Origin of the sequence: Leisingera sp., assembly GCF_034669605.1 — a bacterium.
Classification (GTDB): domain Bacteria; phylum Pseudomonadota; class Alphaproteobacteria; order Rhodobacterales; family Rhodobacteraceae; genus Leisingera.
This window is the reverse complement of the sequence record NZ_JAXMOX010000010.1, coordinates 1-18,229: the sequence shown is the minus strand read 5'-3', so window position 1 is coordinate 18,229 and position 18,229 is coordinate 1. Positions and strand designations below refer to the sequence as shown.

The following is an 18,229-nucleotide window of genomic DNA, read 5'->3' as shown; positions in this document are numbered from 1 at the left end:
AAGTCTGCAGTTGCCGGGATTCCCTGTCTTCCTGCAGAGGAGGCTAGCAGGGAAATCCCATTGGATTAAGTTGCATTTATTCATCGCAGTGATAATGAAATCCTATGATAAACGTGACCCTTCGCCAGATGCGTTATTTCGAATCGCTGGCCCAGCACCGCCATTTCGGCCGCGCGGCAGATGCCTGCGCCGTGTCGCAGCCCGCTTTGTCGGTTCAGATCAAGGAATTGGAGGAAGCGCTGGGGGTGCAGCTGGTCGAGCGCGGCGCCCGCCAGGTGCGGCTCACCAGCCTGGGCGAGGATCTGGCGGTGCGGGTGCGCGGTGTCCTGCGCTCGGTGGATGAGCTGGGCGAGCTGGCGCGGGCGTCCCGCGACGGGCTGGCGGGGCGGCTGCGGATCGGGGTGATTCCCACCATCGCGCCGTATCTGCTGCCGTCCATCGTCGCCAACCTGACCCGCCAGTACCCGGAGGCTGACATCCGTGTGCGCGAAACCGTGACACCGAAACTGCTCGAGGAACTGGGCGAGGGGCGGCTGGATACCGCGATCGTGGCGCTGCCGGTTTCCGAACCCGCCTTTGAGGAAGTCGCGCTGTTCGAGGAGGACTTTGTGCTGGTGCGCCCGGGCGAGGACAGCGGCAAACCGGTTCCCGGACCCGAGGGGTTGCGCGAAATGCGCCTGCTGCTGCTGGAGGAGGGGCATTGCTTCCGGGATCAGGCGCTGTCGTTCTGCAACATGCAATCGGCGGCCCCGCGCGAGCTGCTGGACGGCAGCTCGCTGTCGACTCTGGTGCAGATGGTCAGCGCCGGAATCGGCGTCACGCTGATTCCCGAAATGGCCGTCCCGGTCGAGACCCGCTCTGCCGTTGTCTCGGTCGCGCGCTTCCAGGACCCTCAGCCGGCCCGCAGCATTGGCATGATCTGGCGCCGCAGCAACCCGCTTGCGCGGCAGCTGCAGCAGGTGGCAGAGGTGGTGCGCCAGGCCGCGCAGGCCTTGCGCTCCAGCTATAGCCCGCTGATCTGAAACCGCTTTGTCGCGCGTTCGAGGGTAAACATCCGCCCCGTTTTCCAACAATTGAGCACCGTCAAATCCGCCGTTCCCGGATGAGGATTGGTGCGTAAAGGGCACGTTCACAGCCATTTTACGGCACTGCTGTTTCAGGCCGGAAGATGCGTTGTTAATCCTTCGTTAATAAAGGTGAACATAGGCAGGCAGGCAGATGAAGACGGGCTTTGGTGGCACGTTTGTCGTTTCCTGGTCGCAAACCGAGATTGACGGCCTTCCGGCGGCACCGGTTGAGGCTCTTGATGTGGGGGCAGTTTGGTCCTGGCATGGCGATGCTGTGCGGGTGGACGGGGCGTCAGAGCTGTTGCGGCTGGAGATTGCAGATGGCGAGGCAGATTTGCGCCGCCGGGCAGCGCGCTCGGTGCGGCGGCTGGTCGGTGCGGCGGTCCAAAACCGGACCGATGCCGATGCGGCCGAGGTGGACGAGCCGCTGATGGACAGCAGCTTTACCGTGACCAACGGGGTCCAAAGTTTCACCGTGACACTGATAGAGGCGGGGCCGGGTCAACCGCCGCTGCTGATGTTCGTCGGCGCCCTGCCGCCGCGCGGCACTGACCTGTGGGTGGTGCATCATTCGCTGAGCACCGCCGGCGCGGACCGTCCGCAAGGCGAAACCGGTGTGGTCTGCTTTACCCCAGGCACCCTGATTGCAACGCCTGGCGGCCCGAAACGGGTCGAGGCGCTGCGCGAGGGTGAAAAGGTGCAGACCCGCGACAACGGCGCTCAGGAAATCCTGTGGATCGGCTCCCGCCGGATCAGCGGCGCCCGGTTGTATGTGATGCCGCGGCTGCGCCCGATCCGCATTCATGCCGGCGCCCTGGGCATCGACCGGCCGGAACAGGAGCTGCTGGTCTCGCCGGATCACCGGATGCTCTTGCGCGGCGACCGGGTGCGGGCGCTGTTCAACACCCCCGAAGTTCTGGTGGCGGCCGGCGATCTGGTCAATGGCCGCACAATCCTGCCCGATGCCTCGGTGCGGCAGGCAACCTATATCCACATCATGCTGGCGAACCACCAGGTGCTTTGGGCCAATGGGGTCGAAACCGAAAGCTTCCACCCCTCCAATGCAGCCCTGACGGCGCTCAGCAGCAGCGACCGGGCGCGGCTGTTCCATCTGCACCCCGGGCTGGAACGCAACCCGCTCGCCTACGGCGCTTATGCCCGCCGCAACCTCAGCGCCTCCGAGGCTGCGATTCTGGGCTGCGAGGCAGCCTGAGCCCTTGGCCGCAGGGGGCCTAAGCGCTATTTCAGGCCTGGAGCCGCTCTGGGTGCAAGTTTTCACACCTGACCCGCCCAAGCCATGTTGACTCTGCCCCCTCCCCCTATATAAGCGCGGCTTCATTGGTGTTGGTGGACCCCGCAAGGGGTTTCCTGTCATGCCGCAAGGCAAGAGGACAACGCCCTTCGAAACTATAAACGAAGGAGATCAGCCGTGACCAAACGCACGTCTGCCAAGTACAAGATCGACCGCCGCATGGGCGAAAACATCTGGGGCCGTCCGAAGTCCCCGGTCAACCGCCGCGACTACGGCCCCGGCCAGCACGGCCAGCGCCGCAAGGGCAAACTGTCCGACTTCGGCATCCAGCTGCGCGCCAAGCAGAAGCTCAAGGGCTACTACGGCGACCTGACCGAAAAACAGTTCCGCCGCATCTACGGCGAAGCCGTGCGTGTGAACGGCGACACCGGTGAAAACCTGATCGGCCTGCTCGAGCGCCGCCTGGACGCCGTTGTCTACCGTGCCAAGTTTGTTGCAACCGTCTTTGCGGCCCGCCAGTTCGTGAACCACGGCCACGTGACCGTGAACGGCAAGCGCGTCAACATCCCCTCCTACCGGGTGAAAGAGGGCGACGTGATCGAAGTCCGCGACAAGTCCAAGCAGATGGTTGCCGTTCTGGAAGCCACCCAGCTGGCCGAGCGCGACGTTCCCGATTACATCGAAGCCGACCACTCCAAGCTGAAGGCAACCTTCGTGCGCACCCCCGCCCTGGGCGACGTGCCGTACCCGGTTCTGATGGAGCCGAACCTGGTCGTCGAATTCTACGCCAAAAACTAAGCCTGCTGCCGTCACGGCACATGGCGGAAGGGCTGTCCTGCGGGGCAGTCCTTTTCCGTTTCCCCCGGCCCGGCGCCCGTTTTGGTGAAACCCGGTAGCCCTGCGCGCCGCCGGCCACTATCCTGCCTGTGAAGCGACAGGGAGTGAGTGATGAAAACCTATCTGAAAGCCGCCGCTGCGATTGCCGTATTGACCGCCGCCGCCGCAGGCGCTGCACCGCTGAAGCTGACGCCGGCAGAGCCGCAGCCCGCCAGTGTCACGCCGGGGCTGGCCGTCGTCTATGCCTATCCGAACGATGTGAAAACCTTGGCCGAGGCGTCCTCGGCACTGAAAATCTCCAGCGAGCCGGGCCGGCCCCTTGCGGGCCTCGACAACCGCGACACGCAAGAGGGGCAGAAAACGCTTACCTCCAAACAGGCGCTGAACGTGGTGGCCCGGATCACCGGCTATGTGAAGATCGACCAGCCGGGCATCCACACTATCGACTTTCTCACCAATGACGGGCTGCGCGCCAGGGTCGGCGGCCAGGTGGTGGGCGAATTCGATGGCCGCCAGTCCTGCGACAGCACCATCCTGACCGAAGTGGAGGTGCCCTCGGCAGGCTGGTACCCGGTGGACATTCTTTACTTCCAGCGCCTTGGCACCGCCTGCCTGCACATGCGCATGGGGCCGGACGGCAAGCGGCCGAAATGGATGAAGGACAGCGCCTTCGGGCACTGACCGGCCGCCGCGTCTTTCTGGTTTGAAATGCTCCGGGGGAAGCCGCAGGCTGAGGGGGGCAGCGCCCCCTTGTCCGGCCCGCGGGCTAAAGCGGCAGCGGCCGCCCTTCGGCAATCGCCTCCATAGCAAAATAAGAGGTCACGCTGTCCAGTTCGACCCCTGAAATCAGCTGCTGATACACCCTGTCATAACTGGCCATATCCTCGGTCACCACTTTCAGCTGGTAGTCGTAGTCGCCGCCGATACGGTGAAAATCCACCACCTCGGGAATCGTCAGCACATGGCGGCGGAACTTTTGCAGCCAGTCCGCCGAATGATGCCGGGTGCGCAGCAGAACGAAGACCACCAGATCCAGCCCCAGCTGCTTGCGGTCCAGCCGCGCGGTGGACCCCTTCAGCAGCCCGCTGTCGTTCAGGGCCTTCAGCCGCCGCCAGCAGGCGTTCTGCGACAGCCCCACCCGGTCGGCCAATTCCCGCTGCGACAGGCTGGCGTCCTGCTGCAGCGCGCGCAGGATGGCGATGTCAATCTGATCTGATTTTTTTCTCATATGGTGATCATATGACACAAAAATTACGAAAGCAATTCAGTGAATGATTAAGTTTATCCGCTAAAGCCAGTTCATTATGCCTCAACAGATTACGGAGGCGCGATATGACCCTGGCAGCATTCAAAACCACCATCCGGCAGGCGGCCCAAAGCGGCGCCCTGGGCCGCAGCGTGATCGGCGACGGGGTGATGATTTCCGGTCTCGATGGCGAGGTGCCGCTGGTCTATGCCGACTATGTCGCCTCCGGCCGGGCGCTGCGCCAGGTCGAGGAATATGTGGCAGGCCAGGTGCTGCCCTTTTATGCCAATTCCCATACCGAGGCGTCTTATTGCGGCACCCGGATGACCCGCCTGCGCCGCGAGGCCCGCAGCGAGATCGCCCGCATGACCGGTGCCACCGCGGAGGATGCGGTGATTTTCACCGGATCGGGCGCCACCGCGGGGCTCAACCGGCTGGTCAGCCTGTTCGGCGTGAACGAGGCCGTCCGCCCGGTTGTCTTCATCGGCCCCTATGAACACCATTCCAACATCCTGCCCTGGCGCGAAAGCAAGGCGGAGGTGGTGGAAATCCCCGAGGCCGCCGCGGGCGGCGCGGATCTGGCAGCTCTGGAACGCGCCCTGAAACAGCACGCGGACAGCGACCTCAAAATCGGCAGTTTCTCGGCTGCCTCCAACGTCACCGGCATCCTGACCGATCCCGATCCCATCAGCCGCCTGCTGCACGCGCATGGCGCACTGGCGGTCTGGGACTATGCCGGCGGCGGGCCGTATCTGCCAATCGACATGGGGCAGGGCGGGGCGGCGCGCAAAGACGCCGTTGTGGTCTCGCCGCACAAGTTTCCGGGCGGCCCCGGTGCCTCGGGTGTGCTGGTGGTCAACGCAGGCGCAGTGCGCCGCCGCTGCCCGTCCTGGCCGGGCGGCGGCACCGTCAGCTTTGTGTCGCCGTGGCAGCATGAATACAGCCTGGACCTGGCGACCCGCGAAGAGGCCGGCACGCCGAATGTGATCGGCGACATCCGCGCAGCGCTGGCCTTTCTGGTGAAAGAGGCCGTCGGCCAGGAGCAGATCGAAGCCCGTGAAGCCAAGTTCGCTGACATGGCCTGGGCGGGCTGGTCCGGCAATCCGCAGCTGCAAATCCTGGGCCACCGCGATGCGCACCGGCTGCCGATCTTCTCCTTCCTGGTTTCGGACGGGGCGGGCAGGCCGCTGCACCAGCAGCTGTTCACCCGGATGCTGAGCGACGTCTACGGCATCCAGGCCCGCGGCGGCTGCGCCTGTGCAGGACCCTATGCACACCGGTTGCTGGGCATTGGCCGGCCGGAATCGGAAAGGCTGTTTGCTGATCTGAAGGCCGGCGAGGAAATGAAGAAACCCGGCTGGGTCCGGCTCAACTTCTCATATCTGATGGAGGAGGAGACCGCGCAATACGTTATTGATTGCGTCAACGATCTGACCCAAAGGGCAGGGGCGCTTGCCGCCCGCTACGATGCCGATCCGGAAACCGCGCGGTTCCAGGCGCTGGTCGCCTAGGTTCAAACACACGGGCTGGCCGCCTGGGCCCGAACAAACGGGGTGCTTTCCCGGGTCAGGAAAGCTCCTCGCATGCCGTTAATACGTAGGTATCGACTCGCAGTTATTAAAGGGGAATATGCAGGTCAAATCCCCCGCGACGGCGCGGACGGATGCGTGGCACGCTGAAACCGTACTTTATTGATTGGAGCACTGTTATGGCCCTTAAGCTTTCCGCCCCGGTTGGTGACAAGAAACGGATCACCAAACCAGACCCCAAGACCGGCGAGAGCAAATTCAAGCCGGTCAAAAACGCCCCCGCAGATGTCGAGCTGGTCCGCCTGATGCTTAAGGCAAACGGCTATTCCATTGAAGTCAGCACCAAATGCGACGCCGGGCTGATCAGCACGATCAAGGATTTTCAGAAAAAGAAGCTGGGTTTCAAAAAGCCCGACGGCATTGTCGACCCCGGCATGCGCACCTGGAATGCGGGCCTGCCAAAACTGGCGGCGCAGCATTCCGCCGACACCAAGGTGGAGCGGATTGAAGTTGTCGAGAACGGCAAGACCAAGCTGATCACCGTGGCCGAGTTCGAAGCCGGGCAGGAGGAGCTGCGGCGCAAGCTGCTGGCCAAGGCCAACATGATGTACGGCCAGGCGGAATCCTGGGTTGATTTCTGCAACGAGGTCGAAAGCACCCGCCAGGGCAACGATACCTTCCTGAACGCGCTGACGGAATTCGCGGTCAGCGTGGTCAACGACAAGACCGACCCGCCCTGGACGCCGATCTTGAACGCGCGGTCTGAATCCAGCCTGCTGAAAACATTTGTAAGCAAAAAGAAGCCGGACTGGAAAAAAGTCTATAAACAGGATGTTAAGGCTTCCAAAGCCTATAACACCGGCGGCAAGGCCTTCAAGAAATTCATCGATCAGCGGATCGCCACGGCCGGCGGCATCGTCTGGAAGCTGGAGGTGGTGCGCGAGGTCTCCTTTGCCGTCGTCGAAACCTATATGACGGCCCGTCTGGTGGCGACCAAGGGCATGTCCCCGGCCAAGGCCCACGCCATCGCCGCGGCCAGCACCGAGGGACTGAAATCCAGCGCCGGCCAGCTGGGCGAGCATCTGGCGGGCAACAAGGTGACCTGGGACGGGGCGGCCAAGAAAGTCTTCATCGACAGTTTCATTGCCGGTCTTGCGGGGGCTGCCGGCGGCAAGCTGACCGCCAAGCTGTCGGCAGGGCTTGCCGACGATCTGGCCAAGGCCGCAGCCTCGAAACTCTCGCGCGAATTCCCGAAAAAGGCGGTAAAGGTTTTCTTCGAGAAGTTCCTGAAATCCAAGGCCGGCGAGGCCATGGTGACCGAGGCGCTGAAGGAAACCATCGGCCTGGCCAAGCCCTTGATCGAAAAGGGCCGTCCGCCGAACACCAAGGAGATCAAGGAAAGCGTTGCCAAGATCCTGACCGCGGGCATCATGTCGGCAGGTGCAGGCAAGGCATTGGACAAATTCTCCTCGGGCTTCACCGGTGCGGCCGAAAAATTCCTCAAGACCAAACTGGCACCCGCTGCCATGGAGGGCGCGGTCAAGAAGGATCTGATCGCCAAATACGGCACCAAGGCGACCGAGGATTTCATCAAGCTGCACGGCGACGCGATCTATGGCGAGATTGCCAAGCAGATCTCCGGCAAGTCATTCAGCAAATACGCAGGCGAGGTGCTGACCAGCTCGGACGGCTCGCAATCGGCCTCGACCATGCAGAAGCAGGCCAATGAGGCGATGCGCAAGGACATGGAGCTGCGCAAGAAGATCCAGAAAATCATCATGGCCGAAGCCAAACGCAAGATGCCCAAGTCGGCAGCGGCGCATTAACGCCGGCTGCTCCGTCATTGGGGGCTGCTGCCCGGGGGGGACGGCAGCACGGGGGAAGCGTCATCTTGGCGCTTCCCCACAAGCCTTTGGGCCGCTAGAACGGGCAGGAATTAAGGAGCCCGTATTATGACCCAACTCACACCGCAGCCCGGTATCATGGACATTGCTCTTTATCAGGGCGGGGCTGCCCATGTGAAAGGGGTGAGCAATGTTGTGAAGCTCTCCTCGAACGAGAATCCCTTTGGCCCCAGCCCGCGCGCCATCCAGGCGATGCAGGACGCGGCGGCCGGCATGCACCGCTATCCCAGCTCGGATCACGCGGCACTGCGGCAGGCAATCGGCGAGGTGCACGGGCTGGCGCCGGAGCAGATCATCTGCGGCGCAGGCAGTGACGAGATCATCGCCTTCCTGTGCCAGGCCTATGCCGGTCCGGGCGACGAGGTGCTCTATACCGAACACGGTTTTGCCATGTACCGCATCAGCGCGCTGGCAGCCGGGGCCACACCGGTAGAGGTCAAAGAACGCGAGCGGGTGACCGATGTGGACGCGCTGCTGGCAGGCTGCACCGCCAGGACCAAGCTGGTGTTCATCGCCAATCCGAACAACCCCACCGGCACCATGATCAGCGAGGCTGAGGTGGCCCGGCTGGCCGAAGGCATTCCGGCAGGCGCGTTGTTGGTGCTGGATGGCGCTTATGCGGAATATGTCGAAGGGTTTGATGCCGGCGCTGCAGCGGCAGGCGCGCGCAGCAACGTCTTCATGACCCGCACCTTCTCCAAGATCTACGGTCTGGGCGGTGCGCGGATCGGCTGGGGGTATGGCCCCAAAGAGATCATCAGCGTTCTGAACCGGGTGCGCGGGCCGTTCAACGTCTCCAGCACCGCGCTGGCCGGCGCGGAAGCCTCGGTGCGGGATACGGATTACGTCGCACAGTGCCGGGCAGAAAACGCCAAATGGCGCACATGGCTGGCCAATGCGCTGGGTGAATTGGGCGTGCCTTCGGATGTCTCCAGCACCAATTTCATCCTCGCGCGCTTTGCCAGCCAGGCCGAGGCCGAAGCCTGCGACAGCTACCTGCAGTCGCAGGGTCTGATCGTGCGCCGGGTGGCGGGCTACAACCTGCCGAACGCACTGCGCATCACCATCGGCGACGAAGACGCCTGCCGCCGCCTGGCGCAGGCGGTCAAAGCATTCAAAGAGCGGCAGGCATGAGCGGCCAGAATAACGGGCCGGTCTATGGCCGCGTGGCGCTGATCGGGCTGGGCCTGATTGCCTCCTCGATGTTCTGGGCAATGAAACGCGCTGGGCTGGCAGCTGAGGTCACCGGCTATGCCCGCAGCGCAGAAACCCGCACAACCGCCCGCCGCATCGGTCTGTGCGACCGCGTCTGCGACAGCGCGCAGGAGGCGGTGCAGGACGCCGATCTGGTGGTGCTTTGCGTGCCGGTCGGCGCCATGGGCCCGGTGATGAAAGACATCGCGCCGCTGCTGAAACCCGGCGCCACGGTGTCGGACGTCGGTTCGGTCAAGCGCCATGTGATCGACGCCGTGCAGCCGCATATCCCCAAAGGCGTGCATTTCGTGCCCGCCCACCCGCTGGCCGGCACCGAGCATTCCGGCCCGGAATCCGGCTTTGCCGAGCTGTTCGACAACCGCTGGTCGCTGCTGGTGCCGGTTGAGGGCACCGACCCGGATGCCACCGCCCGACTGCGCGCGCTGTGGGAAGGCATGGGCGCCAATGTGGACGAGATGGACGCCGATCACCACGACCTGGTGCTGGCCGTCACCTCGCACACGCCGCACCTGATTGCCTATACCATGGTGGGCGTGGCCGATGACCTGCGCCGGGTGACCGACAGCGAGGTGATCAAGTATTCGGCTGCCGGTTTCCGCGACTTCACCCGGATTGCCGCCTCGGACCCGACCATGTGGCGCGACGTATTCCTGACCAACAAGGACGCCACGCTGGAAATCCTCGGCCGCTTCACCGAGGAGCTGTTTGCCCTGCAGCGCGCCATCCGCACCGGCGATGGCGCGCATCTGCACGATTACTTCACCCGCACCCGCGCCATCCGGCGCGGCATCATCGAGGCCGGCCAGGATACCGATGCGCCGGACTTCGGCCGGGGCCAGAAGAAATGATCCGCGCGGGCACCCTGCTGCTGGCAACACTGCTGGGCGGGGCCGCGCCGGCCGCAGCACCGGAAACATCGCTGCACCCCGCCGCGCGTCCGGCGGCAGCGCCAGGCGCCGGGATTTCCGCCACTGCCCCCGCGCCCGGCAGCCGCCCGGCCGCGCGTCCGCAATCCGAACAGATCCTGGCGGCAGCGGTGCGCCCCTCAGGTCTGCCGTTGCTGGGGCCGGACGCCTCGCTGCTGCCTTTTGCGCGGCCGGACAGCCTGGCAGAGCAGGCCCTGTTCAAGCGCCGCAAGCGGCGCAAGGGATCGGTCTGCGGCGATCTTGATATCCAGGGCGACAGCGTTGGCCATGTCTCCGGCACGCTGCCCGGCTGCGGCGCCAAGGATGCGGTGCGGGTGCGCGAAATTGCCGGGGTGCGGCTTAGCCAGGCCGCGCTGATGACCTGCAACACGGCCCGCGCGCTGAAGACATGGATCAACCGCGAGGTGGAAACCGCTTTCGGCCGCCGCAACAAGGTAGTCTCCCTGCGGGTGGCCGCGCATTATGCGTGCCGCACCCGCAACAACCGCCCCGGTGCCAGGATTTCGGAGCATGGCAAGGGGCGGGCCATCGATATCTCCGGTTTCACCCTGGCCAGCGGCGAGACAGTGACGGTGCTGAAAGGCTGGCAGACCCGCAAGACCCGCAAGACCTTGAAAAAAGTCTGGCGCGCAGCCTGCGGTCCCTTTGGAACCGTGCTGGGGCCGGAGGCGGACCGCTATCACCGCGACCACTTCCACCTGGACGTGGCCCGGCACCGCGGCGGATCTTATTGCCGCTGAAGCCATCAGCCGGATGCGGTATCGCCTTCCTTGCTTCAGGCCGGAGATTATCCCGGAGCGCGCGGCAAAGCCTCGCACAGCCCGCTTGCTGAAAACGAAGCCGGGCACATGCGCAGCCGTGCTCCCGTGCCTGAAGGTGCCCAAGGGCACATTACAGCCTTGGGCCGGGCGCGCTGCGCGCGCGGGCCGTTTCAGCGGATGACCAGCTGCGGGGCGCGGCCCAGGGGCAGGGGGCCAAGCGTCACGTAGCCATCGGAGAACCCCAGCGTGATATCCAGGTTCCGCGGATTGCCGCTTGTCTCGGCCAAAAGGCCCAGCACCCGCTCAACCGTGCCGCGCAGGCTGGGTGCAAGCACGCCGCTGCGCTCTGCCATCAGCACCAGCCCGCGCCAGTTTTCCGCCTGCAGCGCAATCTCGCCCTCCGGCAGGCCCTGGGCGTCCACCGTCAGCGCTCCGGCGGCCTTCAGCCGCAGATCGCCCCAGCGGGCCTCGGCCAGTTTCAGATCGATCCGGCGCGGCTGCGGCCGCCGTTGCTCCAGCGCGGCCCGGTCCCAGGGCGCATCAAACGCCACCGTCAGCTCCAGCGCCAGCGTGTCAAACCGGTCCGGCAGCGCCGAACTGGCCGCCAGCAGACGCCGCCAGGCGGCGTGCGGGGCAAACCCGGCAGCTTCTGCCGTAACCCGGTAGATCTCGGGCCTGTCTGATTGCACCATGCGCAGATCCAGCGCCGCGCCGCTCAGCACCGTCTCGCCGCTCCGGGCGATCTGCCAGGGCCCCGCAGCCAGCGACAGCCCCCGCAACTCCAGCGCCGCTCCTGGCGCCAGATGCAGGCTGGCTTGCTGGCCCCGCGCGGTGATCACCGCCGTTCGGTCGAAATAGGACAGCCTTTGTGCTGTGGCCGGAAAGTGCAGGTCCAGCTTGCCGGGCCAGGCAGCAGGGCTTGCCAGTTCCAGCCAATCCGCCCGCCAGGCTGCGCCGGTGCCGGGATCGGCCAGCACGGGCCGGAGGATCCGGGTCATATGGCGGAACGGATAGCCACTGGTCTCCAGCGCGGAAAATTCAGCCTGCCAGCCCCGGCGCTCCTGTTCGGAAAACCAGGATGCAACGCCGCTGCGCAGCCCCCAGGCCGCCGCCGCCCAATAAAGGCTCCAGACCATCAGGGCGGCAATCACCAGTTTTGCCAGGCGCATCGGTTAGCCTCTTTTGTCCGGATCAGGTTTGCTGTTTATAGAGGGGCAGCAGAAAGGGCCAGACGACATGACCATGTGGGTATTCGGATACGGATCGCTTCTTTGGAACCCGGGTTTCCCGGTGGCACGCCGCGAGGTGGCGGTGCTGCATCGCTATGCGCGGTCCTTCTGCATGACCTCGATCCATCACCGCGGCACCGAGGACCACCCCGGCCTGGTGCTGGCGCTGGACGAGACCGAAGGCGCCCACTGCAAGGGGCTGGCCCTGTCGGTTGAGCCCGGCCACGAAGAACAGACCCTGGCTGAACTGCGCGCGCGCGAGCTGATCTCCTCGGCGTATCTTGAGCGTGATCTGGAGGTGGAACTGGCGGATGGCAGCATTGTCACCGCCGTCACCTATGTGATCGACCCGCACCATGTGCAGTATTGCGGCGGCCTCAGCCTGGAGAAACAGGCGCAGATGATTGCCCATGCGGTGGGCGGGCGCGGTCCCAATAGCGAATATCTATATAACACTGCCAGCCATCTGGCCGAGATCGGCCTGCATGACCAGGATCTGGATTGGCTGGCAAGCCGGGTGCGGGAAATCACCGCATAAAGCCTTGGCGCTTTTGACACTTTGCTTATAGGCTGCGACCCAATAAGAGCAGTCAACGTGTCAGGAGCCAAGCAATATGGCGCAGCCAGACCGCAAAACCCGGCCGCAGTTTTCCCAGCCGGTGCGGCAGATCATCATGATGCTGATCGCATTGGCGCTGTCAGCCTTTGGCGCCTTTGTGGCCTTGCCGCGGGTGCTGCCGGTGTTCGAGGCCAACCCCTGGCTGAACGGCTTTATCGTCTTTGTCTTTGTGATCGGGGTGCTGGCCTGTTTCTGGCAGGTGGTGCAGCTGATCGGCTCGGTGCGCTGGATCGAACGCTTTGCCTCCGGCGACAGCCAGGAGCACCGCCGCCCGCCGTCGATGCTGGCGCCGCTGGCTTCGCTGCTGGGGTCGCGCAGTGCGCGGATGCAGCTTGGGTCGGCCTCCACCCGCTCCATTCTGGACTCGGTCGCCAACCGCATCGATGAAGACCGCGAGATTACCCGGTATATCGTCAACCTGCTGATTTTCCTCGGTCTTCTGGGTACATTCTATGGCCTGGCCACCACCGTTCCCGCTGTGGTCGACACCATCCGCAGCCTGGCCCCGCAGGAGGGCGAGGAAGGTATCACCGTTTTCAACCGCCTGATGACCGGGCTGGAGGCGCAGCTGGGCGGCATGGGCGTGGCGTTTGCCTCATCTCTCCTTGGCCTGGCCGGCTCGCTGATTGTCGGCTTGCTTGAGCTGTTTGCGGGCCACGGCCAGAACCGGTTCTACCGCGAGCTGGAGGAATGGCTGTCCTCGATCACCCGCGTCAGCTTCTCCTCGGGCGAGGATGGCGCCGGCGACAGCGGCGTGGTCTCTCAGGTGCTCGACAATATGGCCGAGCAGATGGACGCGCTGCAGACAATGTTTGCCGAAACCTCCGAAGGCCGCGCGGCGGTGGATCAAAAGCTGGGCGACCTGGTGGAAACCATTCAGGAAATGAACCGCCGCCAGGAGCGGACCGGCACCGTCATCGCGGCGCTTGACCGGGTGGCCGTCGGGCAGGAAGCCCTGACCGAGATCCTGCGCGCCCATAGCGAACAGGGCGGCATCGACGCCGAAAGCCGGATGCGGCTGCGCTCGATCGACGTGCAGATGCTGCGCATTCTCGAGGAAATCTCGGCCGGCCGCCAGGAAAGCCTGAGCGAGCTGCGCAAGGATATCGACCTTATGGTCAGGGCCTTTGCCCGCCCGCGCGGATTGTCCCGCGGCGGTCGATCCGGCCGCGAGGCGGAGGAATAACCAATGGCCCTCTCCCGGCGCACAGGACAGCGGTTCCAGGCCTCGATTTGGCCGGGGTTTGTCGATGCGATGACCGGGCTTCTGCTGGTGCTGATGTTTGTGCTGACCATTTTCATGGTGGTGCAATTTGTGCTGCGCGAGACGATCACCGGCCAGGAAAGCCAGCTGGATGAGCTGTCGGAAGAGGTCAGCGCGCTGGCCTCGGCGCTGGGGCTGGAGGAGCGCGAGAACAACCAGCTGACGGCCCGGCTTGGGGCGCTGACGTCCACCCTCAACACGGCTGAGCAGAATCTGGATCAGGCCCGCAGCCTGATCACATCCCTGACCGCAGAGCGCGACCGGCAGGCAGGTGAACTGGCCGAGGCTGCCGACCGGATCACTGGATTTGAGGCGCAGGTGGCGGCCCTGATCGCCAGCCGCAATGCCGCCGAGACGCGGGTTGCGGATCTGAGCGCCGAACGCGAAAGCCTGGAGGCCGCGCGCGCCGAACTGCTGAGCGAACAGGAGGCCCTGACTCTCGCCCTGGCGCAAGCCCGCGGCGAGATTGATCTGCAGATGGAGGCCGCCCGGCTTGCGGCGGCACAGCGCGAAGCAATGGAGGCGCTGATCGCAGGTCTGGAGGCGGAAGGCAGCGAACGGACCGCCCGGATTTCCGAACTGCAAGAGCAGCTTAGCGCCGAGGAATCCGCCCGCCTGGCCGAGGCCGCGGCAGCCGAAGCCCTGCGAAACAAACTGCAGAATGCCGATGCCGAACTCACCGCTATGACACTGGCCCTGGAGGCGCAGCGCCAGGAGGCGGAGGATACGCTGACCCTGCTGGCGGCAGCCAAGGCTGCGAAAAAGCAGCTGGATGCGCAGCTGTCAGAACTGGAGGCCGCCCGCGCCGGATCCGATGCGGAGGCCGGCAAGCTGGCGGCAGAGCTGGCCGAAGCCAGGGCCGCCCTGGCAGCAGCGAAGATCCAGGCAGGCGAGCTGGACGTGCTGCGCCAGCGGCTGCTGGCTGCGGTGACGGCACAGGAAACCGCCGAGGCCAGCGCCGCGGACCGGCTGAGCCTCGCCGAAGAACGCGCGGCTCTGCTGGCGCAGGCGCGGGCCTCCCTGTCGCAGGAACAGGCCATTTCCGAAGAGGCCCGCCGCGAAACCGCTCTGCTGAACCAGCAGGTTGCGGCGCTGCGCGAACAGCTCGGCGGGCTGCAGGCCATTCTGGATGACTATCAGTCCCGCGACACCGCCCAGCAGGTGCAGTTGCAAAACCTGGGCCAGGATCTGAATGCGGCACTGGCGCGTGCGGCCTCGGAGGAGCGCAAGCGCCGCTTGCTGGAAGAGCAGGAGCGCAAGAGGCTGGAAGCAGAGGCTGCGGAGCTGGCCAGCAAGGCGCAGGATCTGGAGCGCTACCGCTCGGAGTTCTTTGGCCGGTTGCGGGATCTGCTGGGCAATCAGGAGGGTGTGCGCATCCAGGGCGACCGCTTTGTCTTTGCCTCCGAGGTGCTGTTTGCACCGGGCAGTGCAACCCTGTCACCTGCGGGGCAGGTGGAAATTGCCAAGGTGGTTTCAATTTTGCAAAGCGTGGTGGCAGCGATCCCGCAGGAGATCAACTGGATCATCCGGGTGGATGGCCACACCGATACCTCGCCGCTGCTGCGACACTCGAAATTCTCCGACAACTGGGAGCTCAGCCAGGGCCGGGCGCTGTCGGTGGTGCGTTATATGGTGGAGGCGCTTGGCGTGCCGCCGTCGCGGCTGGCGGCGAATGGGTTTGGCGAGTATCAGCCGGTGAACCCTGCGGACACCCCCGCGGCGCGTGCCCAGAACCGGCGGATTGAGCTGAAGTTCACGGAAAAATAAGCGGGACTGCGGTTGCGGGGCATGCGCCGCGGCGGCTGCGGCCGGTCATCTGCGCGTCGTTGCCGGCAAAACCGCTCCCGGCAGGGTGCAACCCGCTTCACCAATGGAGACAAGCTACTAGCTACGCACGGGTTGCGGCCCCGCCGGGCAGCAGGGCCCCTTTAAATCTATTGCAAATTCGGGAGTTATCAAATTCCGGCCCCGGAACATGCGGCACGGGCCCGGCCTGGGAAACCGCAGGCGGCGGCTCCCGCCCGGCGCCGGCCGCCGCAAGGGCAGCCGCACCCGTTGGGCCCGGCAGCGGCCAGAGCTTGCGCCCCGGCCGCTGCGGCGGCGCAGCTTCACAGGGCCTGCTCCTTTGAGACCGGCCACCGCGGGGCGGGAAACGGGGAGGCGGGAGGCGGCGTGGCCGGGCATGTTGAGGCGGGCTACTGGGAGGCAGGGTTTTCCGGCGGTGCGATCACCATGCTGCGGGTGAAACTGTCTACCTGCCGGCCATCCCGCAACAGGCGGGCGGTACCGGTATAGCTGCCCTGCGGCCATTGCCCGCCGCGCAGGCGGCGCCCGGCGGCACGGAAAAACTGTGCCTGGTTTTTATCGAGCCTTTCGCGGCGGGAGAAAAGTTCGCCGTCTGGTCCGGTCACCGTCAGGTCAAGCTGGTCGCCTGCCAGGCCGCCAAAGGCAAAGGCCCAGAACACAAACGCAGGCGCATCCGCAGCCAGCGGTGCGGCGTCCGCACTGCCCGCCTTGATCGCACTGTACTGGGGGACTGCGGCGCTGAAACCGGCCCCCAGCAGCCCGCCCGGCTGATAGGCCGGCGGATCCGCCCAGAGTGTCCTGGCCGCAGGGCCGCCGCAGGTGCCCAGGCTGTCCGGGGCGAAGGGATCCACCACCGCGCCATCCTTGCGCACAGACAGATGCAAATGCGGGAACTGGGTCTTGCCGGAGAGACCGGCCTCGCCCAGGATATCGCCAGGCTTGACCTTCATGCCGCTTTCCACCCGGACCGAGCCGCGCTTCATGTGGCAATACTGGGTTTCCCATCCGTTGCCGTGGCGCAAGACCACCCCGTTGCCGCATTCCTTGCCGTCGATTTCCGCGGCATTGCCGCCGGTGGCATATTGGTCCGCCATGCCGTTGCGGGTGCCAAGGACAACACCGCCTGCCGCAGCACGCACCAATACGCCTGCCTGCATGTCCGACAGGTACGGCAGGGCGATATCTGTGCCCTTGTGGCCATCATAACTCAGCGCGCCGCAGGTGAAATCCGTGGCGCCGGGGCCGGGATCATGGTCTACGAACTGCTGGATATGGCAGCTGCTGCCCAGGGTGCAGTCCAGCGGGAACTGCAAAAGAAAATCGCCCGCCGCGGCGGGCGCGGCGAGCGGAATTGCGATTGCCAGCGCGGCAAGGCGCATCAGTCTGCGGTCAGCAGCGGCGGCTTGTCGCCGGAGATCCGCGGCTTGCTTGGCCCTTCCAGGCGCAGCTCCAGTTTGCCGTCCTTGATGCCGACCTTGACGATGCCGCCCTTGGTCAGCTTGCCGAACAGCAGCTCTTCGGCGAGCGGCTTCTTGATGTGCTCCTGGATCACCCGGCCCAAAGGCCGCGCGCCCATACGGTCGTCATAGCCTTTGTCGGCGAGCCATTCCGCCGCCTTGCGGGTCAGTTCGATCGAGACATTGCGGTCCATCAGCTGGGCTTCCAGCTGCAGAACGAACTTCTCCACCACCTGCAGGATCACCTCTTTGCCCAGCGGCGCGAAGGAGATCACCGCATCCAGACGGTTGCGGAATTCCGGCGTGAAGGTGCGCTCGATCGCGGCGGTATCCTCACCCTCGCGGCGGTCGCGGCCAAAGCCGATGGCGGCCTTTGCCTGTTCCGACGCGCCGGCGTTGGAGGTCATGATCAGCACCACGTTGCGGAAATTCACCGTGCGGCCGTTGTGGTCGGTCAGCTGGCCGTTGTCCATCACCTGCAGCAGGATGTTGTAGACGTCCGGATGCGCCTTTTCCATCTCGTCAAGCAGCAGCACGCAGTGCGGGTGCTGGTCGACGCCGTCGGTCAGCAGGCCGCCCTGGTCAAAGCCGACATAGCCCGGAGGCGCGCCGATCAGCCGGGAGACCGCGTGTTTCTCCATGTATTCCGACATGTCAAACCGCAGCAGCTCCACCCCCAGCTGGTCTGCCAGCTGTTTCGCCACCTCGGTCTTGCCGACGCCGGTAGGGCCTGCAAACAGGTAGTTGCCGATCGGTTTTTCCGGCTCGCGCAGGCCGGCGCGGGCCAGTTTGATGGCGCTGGACAGCGCGGAGATGGCATCATCCTGGCCGAACACCACGCGTTTCAGCGATTTCTCCAGGTCCTTCAGCACCTCGGCGTCATCCTTGGAAACGCTTTTCGGCGGGATGCGGGCGATCTTGGCGACCACCGCCTCGATCTCCTTGACGCCGATGGTCTTGCGCCGCTTGCTCTCGATGATCAGATGCTGCGCGGCGCCGGCCTCGTCAATCACGTCGATGGCTTTGTCGGGCAGTTTGCGGTCGTTGATGTAGCGGGCCGACAGCTCCACCGCGGTCTTGATCGCATCGCCGGTGAACTTGATGCCGTGATGTTCCT

16 protein-coding genes are annotated in these 18,229 nt (G+C 64.9%); 12 read left to right on the top strand and 4 right to left on the bottom strand.

All coding sequences use genetic code 11. The features are described from left to right. Positions 1–104 precede the first annotated feature (104 nt). From VOI29_RS02285 to VOI29_RS02270, 4 genes are all read left to right on the top strand, one after another. Complete coding sequence (locus tag VOI29_RS02285; RefSeq protein WP_323775827.1) at positions 105–1,022, top strand: LysR substrate-binding domain-containing protein; 918 nt, start codon at positions 105–107, stop codon at positions 1,020–1,022. A 196-nt stretch (positions 1,023–1,218) separates the two neighbouring features. Then, positions 1,219–2,280, top strand: coding sequence for a Hint domain-containing protein (locus tag VOI29_RS02280; RefSeq protein ID WP_323775826.1), 1,062 nt, complete (start codon positions 1,219–1,221; stop codon positions 2,278–2,280). Between the two features lie 216 nt (positions 2,281–2,496). Next, complete coding sequence (rpsD, locus tag VOI29_RS02275; protein WP_024089222.1) at positions 2,497–3,117, top strand: 30S ribosomal protein S4; 621 nt, start codon at positions 2,497–2,499, stop codon at positions 3,115–3,117. Between the two features lie 150 nt (positions 3,118–3,267). Further along, on the top strand, positions 3,268–3,837 hold the full coding sequence (locus VOI29_RS02270) for a PA14 domain-containing protein (protein WP_323775825.1): 570 nt from the start codon (positions 3,268–3,270) through the stop codon (positions 3,835–3,837). An 85-nt stretch (positions 3,838–3,922) separates the two neighbouring features. Here the strand turns inward: VOI29_RS02270 and VOI29_RS02265 are convergent, their stop codons facing one another. Continuing rightward, the gene (locus tag VOI29_RS02265) at positions 3,923–4,384 is read right to left on the bottom strand and encodes an Lrp/AsnC family transcriptional regulator (protein WP_323775824.1); all 462 of its coding nucleotides are present in this window, start codon (positions 4,382–4,384) and stop codon (positions 3,923–3,925) included. 104 nt (positions 4,385–4,488) lie between these two features. Between VOI29_RS02265 and VOI29_RS02260 the strand changes: the two genes are divergently transcribed. From VOI29_RS02260 to VOI29_RS02240, 5 genes are all read left to right on the top strand, one after another. Beyond that, positions 4,489–5,913 carry an aminotransferase class V-fold PLP-dependent enzyme gene (locus tag VOI29_RS02260; protein ID WP_323775823.1) on the top strand — a complete coding sequence of 475 codons (1,425 nt, stop codon included), beginning with the start codon at positions 4,489–4,491 and terminating at the stop codon, positions 5,911–5,913. 197 nt (positions 5,914–6,110) lie between these two features. After that, entirely contained in the window at positions 6,111–7,757 is a 1,647-nt protein-coding gene (locus tag VOI29_RS02255; RefSeq protein ID WP_323775822.1) for a peptidoglycan-binding protein, read from the top strand. 126 nt (positions 7,758–7,883) lie between these two features. Further along, a complete protein-coding gene (hisC, locus tag VOI29_RS02250; protein ID WP_323775821.1) occupies positions 7,884–8,969 on the top strand; it encodes a histidinol-phosphate transaminase in 1,086 nt (361 codons plus the stop codon). Next, complete coding sequence (locus tag VOI29_RS02245) at positions 8,966–9,898, top strand: prephenate/arogenate dehydrogenase family protein (protein ID WP_323775820.1); 933 nt, start codon at positions 8,966–8,968, stop codon at positions 9,896–9,898. The genes hisC and VOI29_RS02245 overlap by 4 nt, the downstream gene beginning before the upstream one ends. Further along, positions 9,895–10,716, top strand: coding sequence for an extensin family protein (locus VOI29_RS02240; RefSeq protein ID WP_323775819.1), 822 nt, complete (start codon positions 9,895–9,897; stop codon positions 10,714–10,716). Before VOI29_RS02245 ends, VOI29_RS02240 begins: the two co-directional genes overlap by 4 nt. A gap of 191 nt (positions 10,717–10,907) precedes the next feature. Here the strand turns inward: VOI29_RS02240 and VOI29_RS02235 are convergent, their stop codons facing one another. Further along, the gene (locus VOI29_RS02235) at positions 10,908–11,906 is read right to left on the bottom strand and encodes a DUF2125 domain-containing protein (protein WP_323775818.1); all 999 of its coding nucleotides are present in this window, start codon (positions 11,904–11,906) and stop codon (positions 10,908–10,910) included. A gap of 67 nt (positions 11,907–11,973) precedes the next feature. On the opposite strand from VOI29_RS02235, the gene VOI29_RS02230 reads away from it, so the two are divergent. The 3 genes from VOI29_RS02230 to VOI29_RS02220 all read left to right on the top strand — a co-directional run bounded on the left by VOI29_RS02230 (position 11,974) and on the right by VOI29_RS02220 (position 15,616). Further along, positions 11,974–12,504 (top strand): gamma-glutamylcyclotransferase, encoded by a 531-nt coding sequence (locus VOI29_RS02230; protein WP_323775817.1) that lies wholly within the window; start codon positions 11,974–11,976, stop codon positions 12,502–12,504. Between the two features lie 76 nt (positions 12,505–12,580). Further along, positions 12,581–13,771, top strand: a complete 1,191-nt coding sequence (locus tag VOI29_RS02225) for a biopolymer transporter ExbB (RefSeq protein ID WP_323775816.1) — start codon at positions 12,581–12,583, stop codon at positions 13,769–13,771. A 3-nt stretch (positions 13,772–13,774) separates the two neighbouring features. Further along, positions 13,775–15,616, top strand: coding sequence for a peptidoglycan -binding protein (locus tag VOI29_RS02220; RefSeq protein ID WP_323775815.1), 1,842 nt, complete (start codon positions 13,775–13,777; stop codon positions 15,614–15,616). Between the two features lie 428 nt (positions 15,617–16,044). On the opposite strand, the gene VOI29_RS02215 is transcribed toward VOI29_RS02220, so the two are convergent. Further along, entirely contained in the window at positions 16,045–17,034 is a 990-nt protein-coding gene (locus tag VOI29_RS02215; RefSeq protein ID WP_323775814.1) for a M23 family metallopeptidase, read from the bottom strand. Beyond that, positions 17,034–18,229 (bottom strand): AAA family ATPase (locus VOI29_RS02210; protein ID WP_323775813.1); only part of this gene is annotated, 1,196 nt, incomplete at its 5' end. The genes VOI29_RS02210 and VOI29_RS02215, both read right to left, overlap by 1 nt.

Bases quoted from the DNA above. Each gene is read 5' to 3' on its own strand.
- VOI29_RS02280 (WP_323775826.1), top strand. From the start codon at position 1,219: ATGAAGACGGGCTTTGGTGGCACGTTTGTCGTTTCCTGGTCGCAAACC.
- VOI29_RS02235 (WP_323775818.1), bottom strand. From the start codon at position 11,906: ATGCGCCTGGCAAAACTGGTGATTGCCGCCCTGATGGTCTGGAGCCTT.
- VOI29_RS02270 (WP_323775825.1), top strand. From the start codon at position 3,268: ATGAAAACCTATCTGAAAGCCGCCGCTGCGATTGCCGTATTGACCGCC.
- VOI29_RS02215 (WP_323775814.1), bottom strand. From the start codon at position 17,034: ATGCGCCTTGCCGCGCTGGCAATCGCAATTCCGCTCGCCGCGCCCGCC.
- VOI29_RS02285 (WP_323775827.1), top strand. From the start codon at position 105: ATGATAAACGTGACCCTTCGCCAGATGCGTTATTTCGAATCGCTGGCC.
- hisC (WP_323775821.1), top strand. From the start codon at position 7,884: ATGACCCAACTCACACCGCAGCCCGGTATCATGGACATTGCTCTTTAT.
- VOI29_RS02265 (WP_323775824.1), bottom strand. From the start codon at position 4,384: ATGAGAAAAAAATCAGATCAGATTGACATCGCCATCCTGCGCGCGCTG.
- VOI29_RS02260 (WP_323775823.1), top strand. From the start codon at position 4,489: ATGACCCTGGCAGCATTCAAAACCACCATCCGGCAGGCGGCCCAAAGC.
- VOI29_RS02245 (WP_323775820.1), top strand. From the start codon at position 8,966: ATGAGCGGCCAGAATAACGGGCCGGTCTATGGCCGCGTGGCGCTGATC.
- VOI29_RS02225 (WP_323775816.1), top strand. From the start codon at position 12,581: ATGGCGCAGCCAGACCGCAAAACCCGGCCGCAGTTTTCCCAGCCGGTG.
- VOI29_RS02230 (WP_323775817.1), top strand. From the start codon at position 11,974: ATGACCATGTGGGTATTCGGATACGGATCGCTTCTTTGGAACCCGGGT.
- VOI29_RS02255 (WP_323775822.1), top strand. From the start codon at position 6,111: ATGGCCCTTAAGCTTTCCGCCCCGGTTGGTGACAAGAAACGGATCACC.
- VOI29_RS02240 (WP_323775819.1), top strand. From the start codon at position 9,895: ATGATCCGCGCGGGCACCCTGCTGCTGGCAACACTGCTGGGCGGGGCC.
- VOI29_RS02220 (WP_323775815.1), top strand. From the start codon at position 13,775: ATGGCCCTCTCCCGGCGCACAGGACAGCGGTTCCAGGCCTCGATTTGG.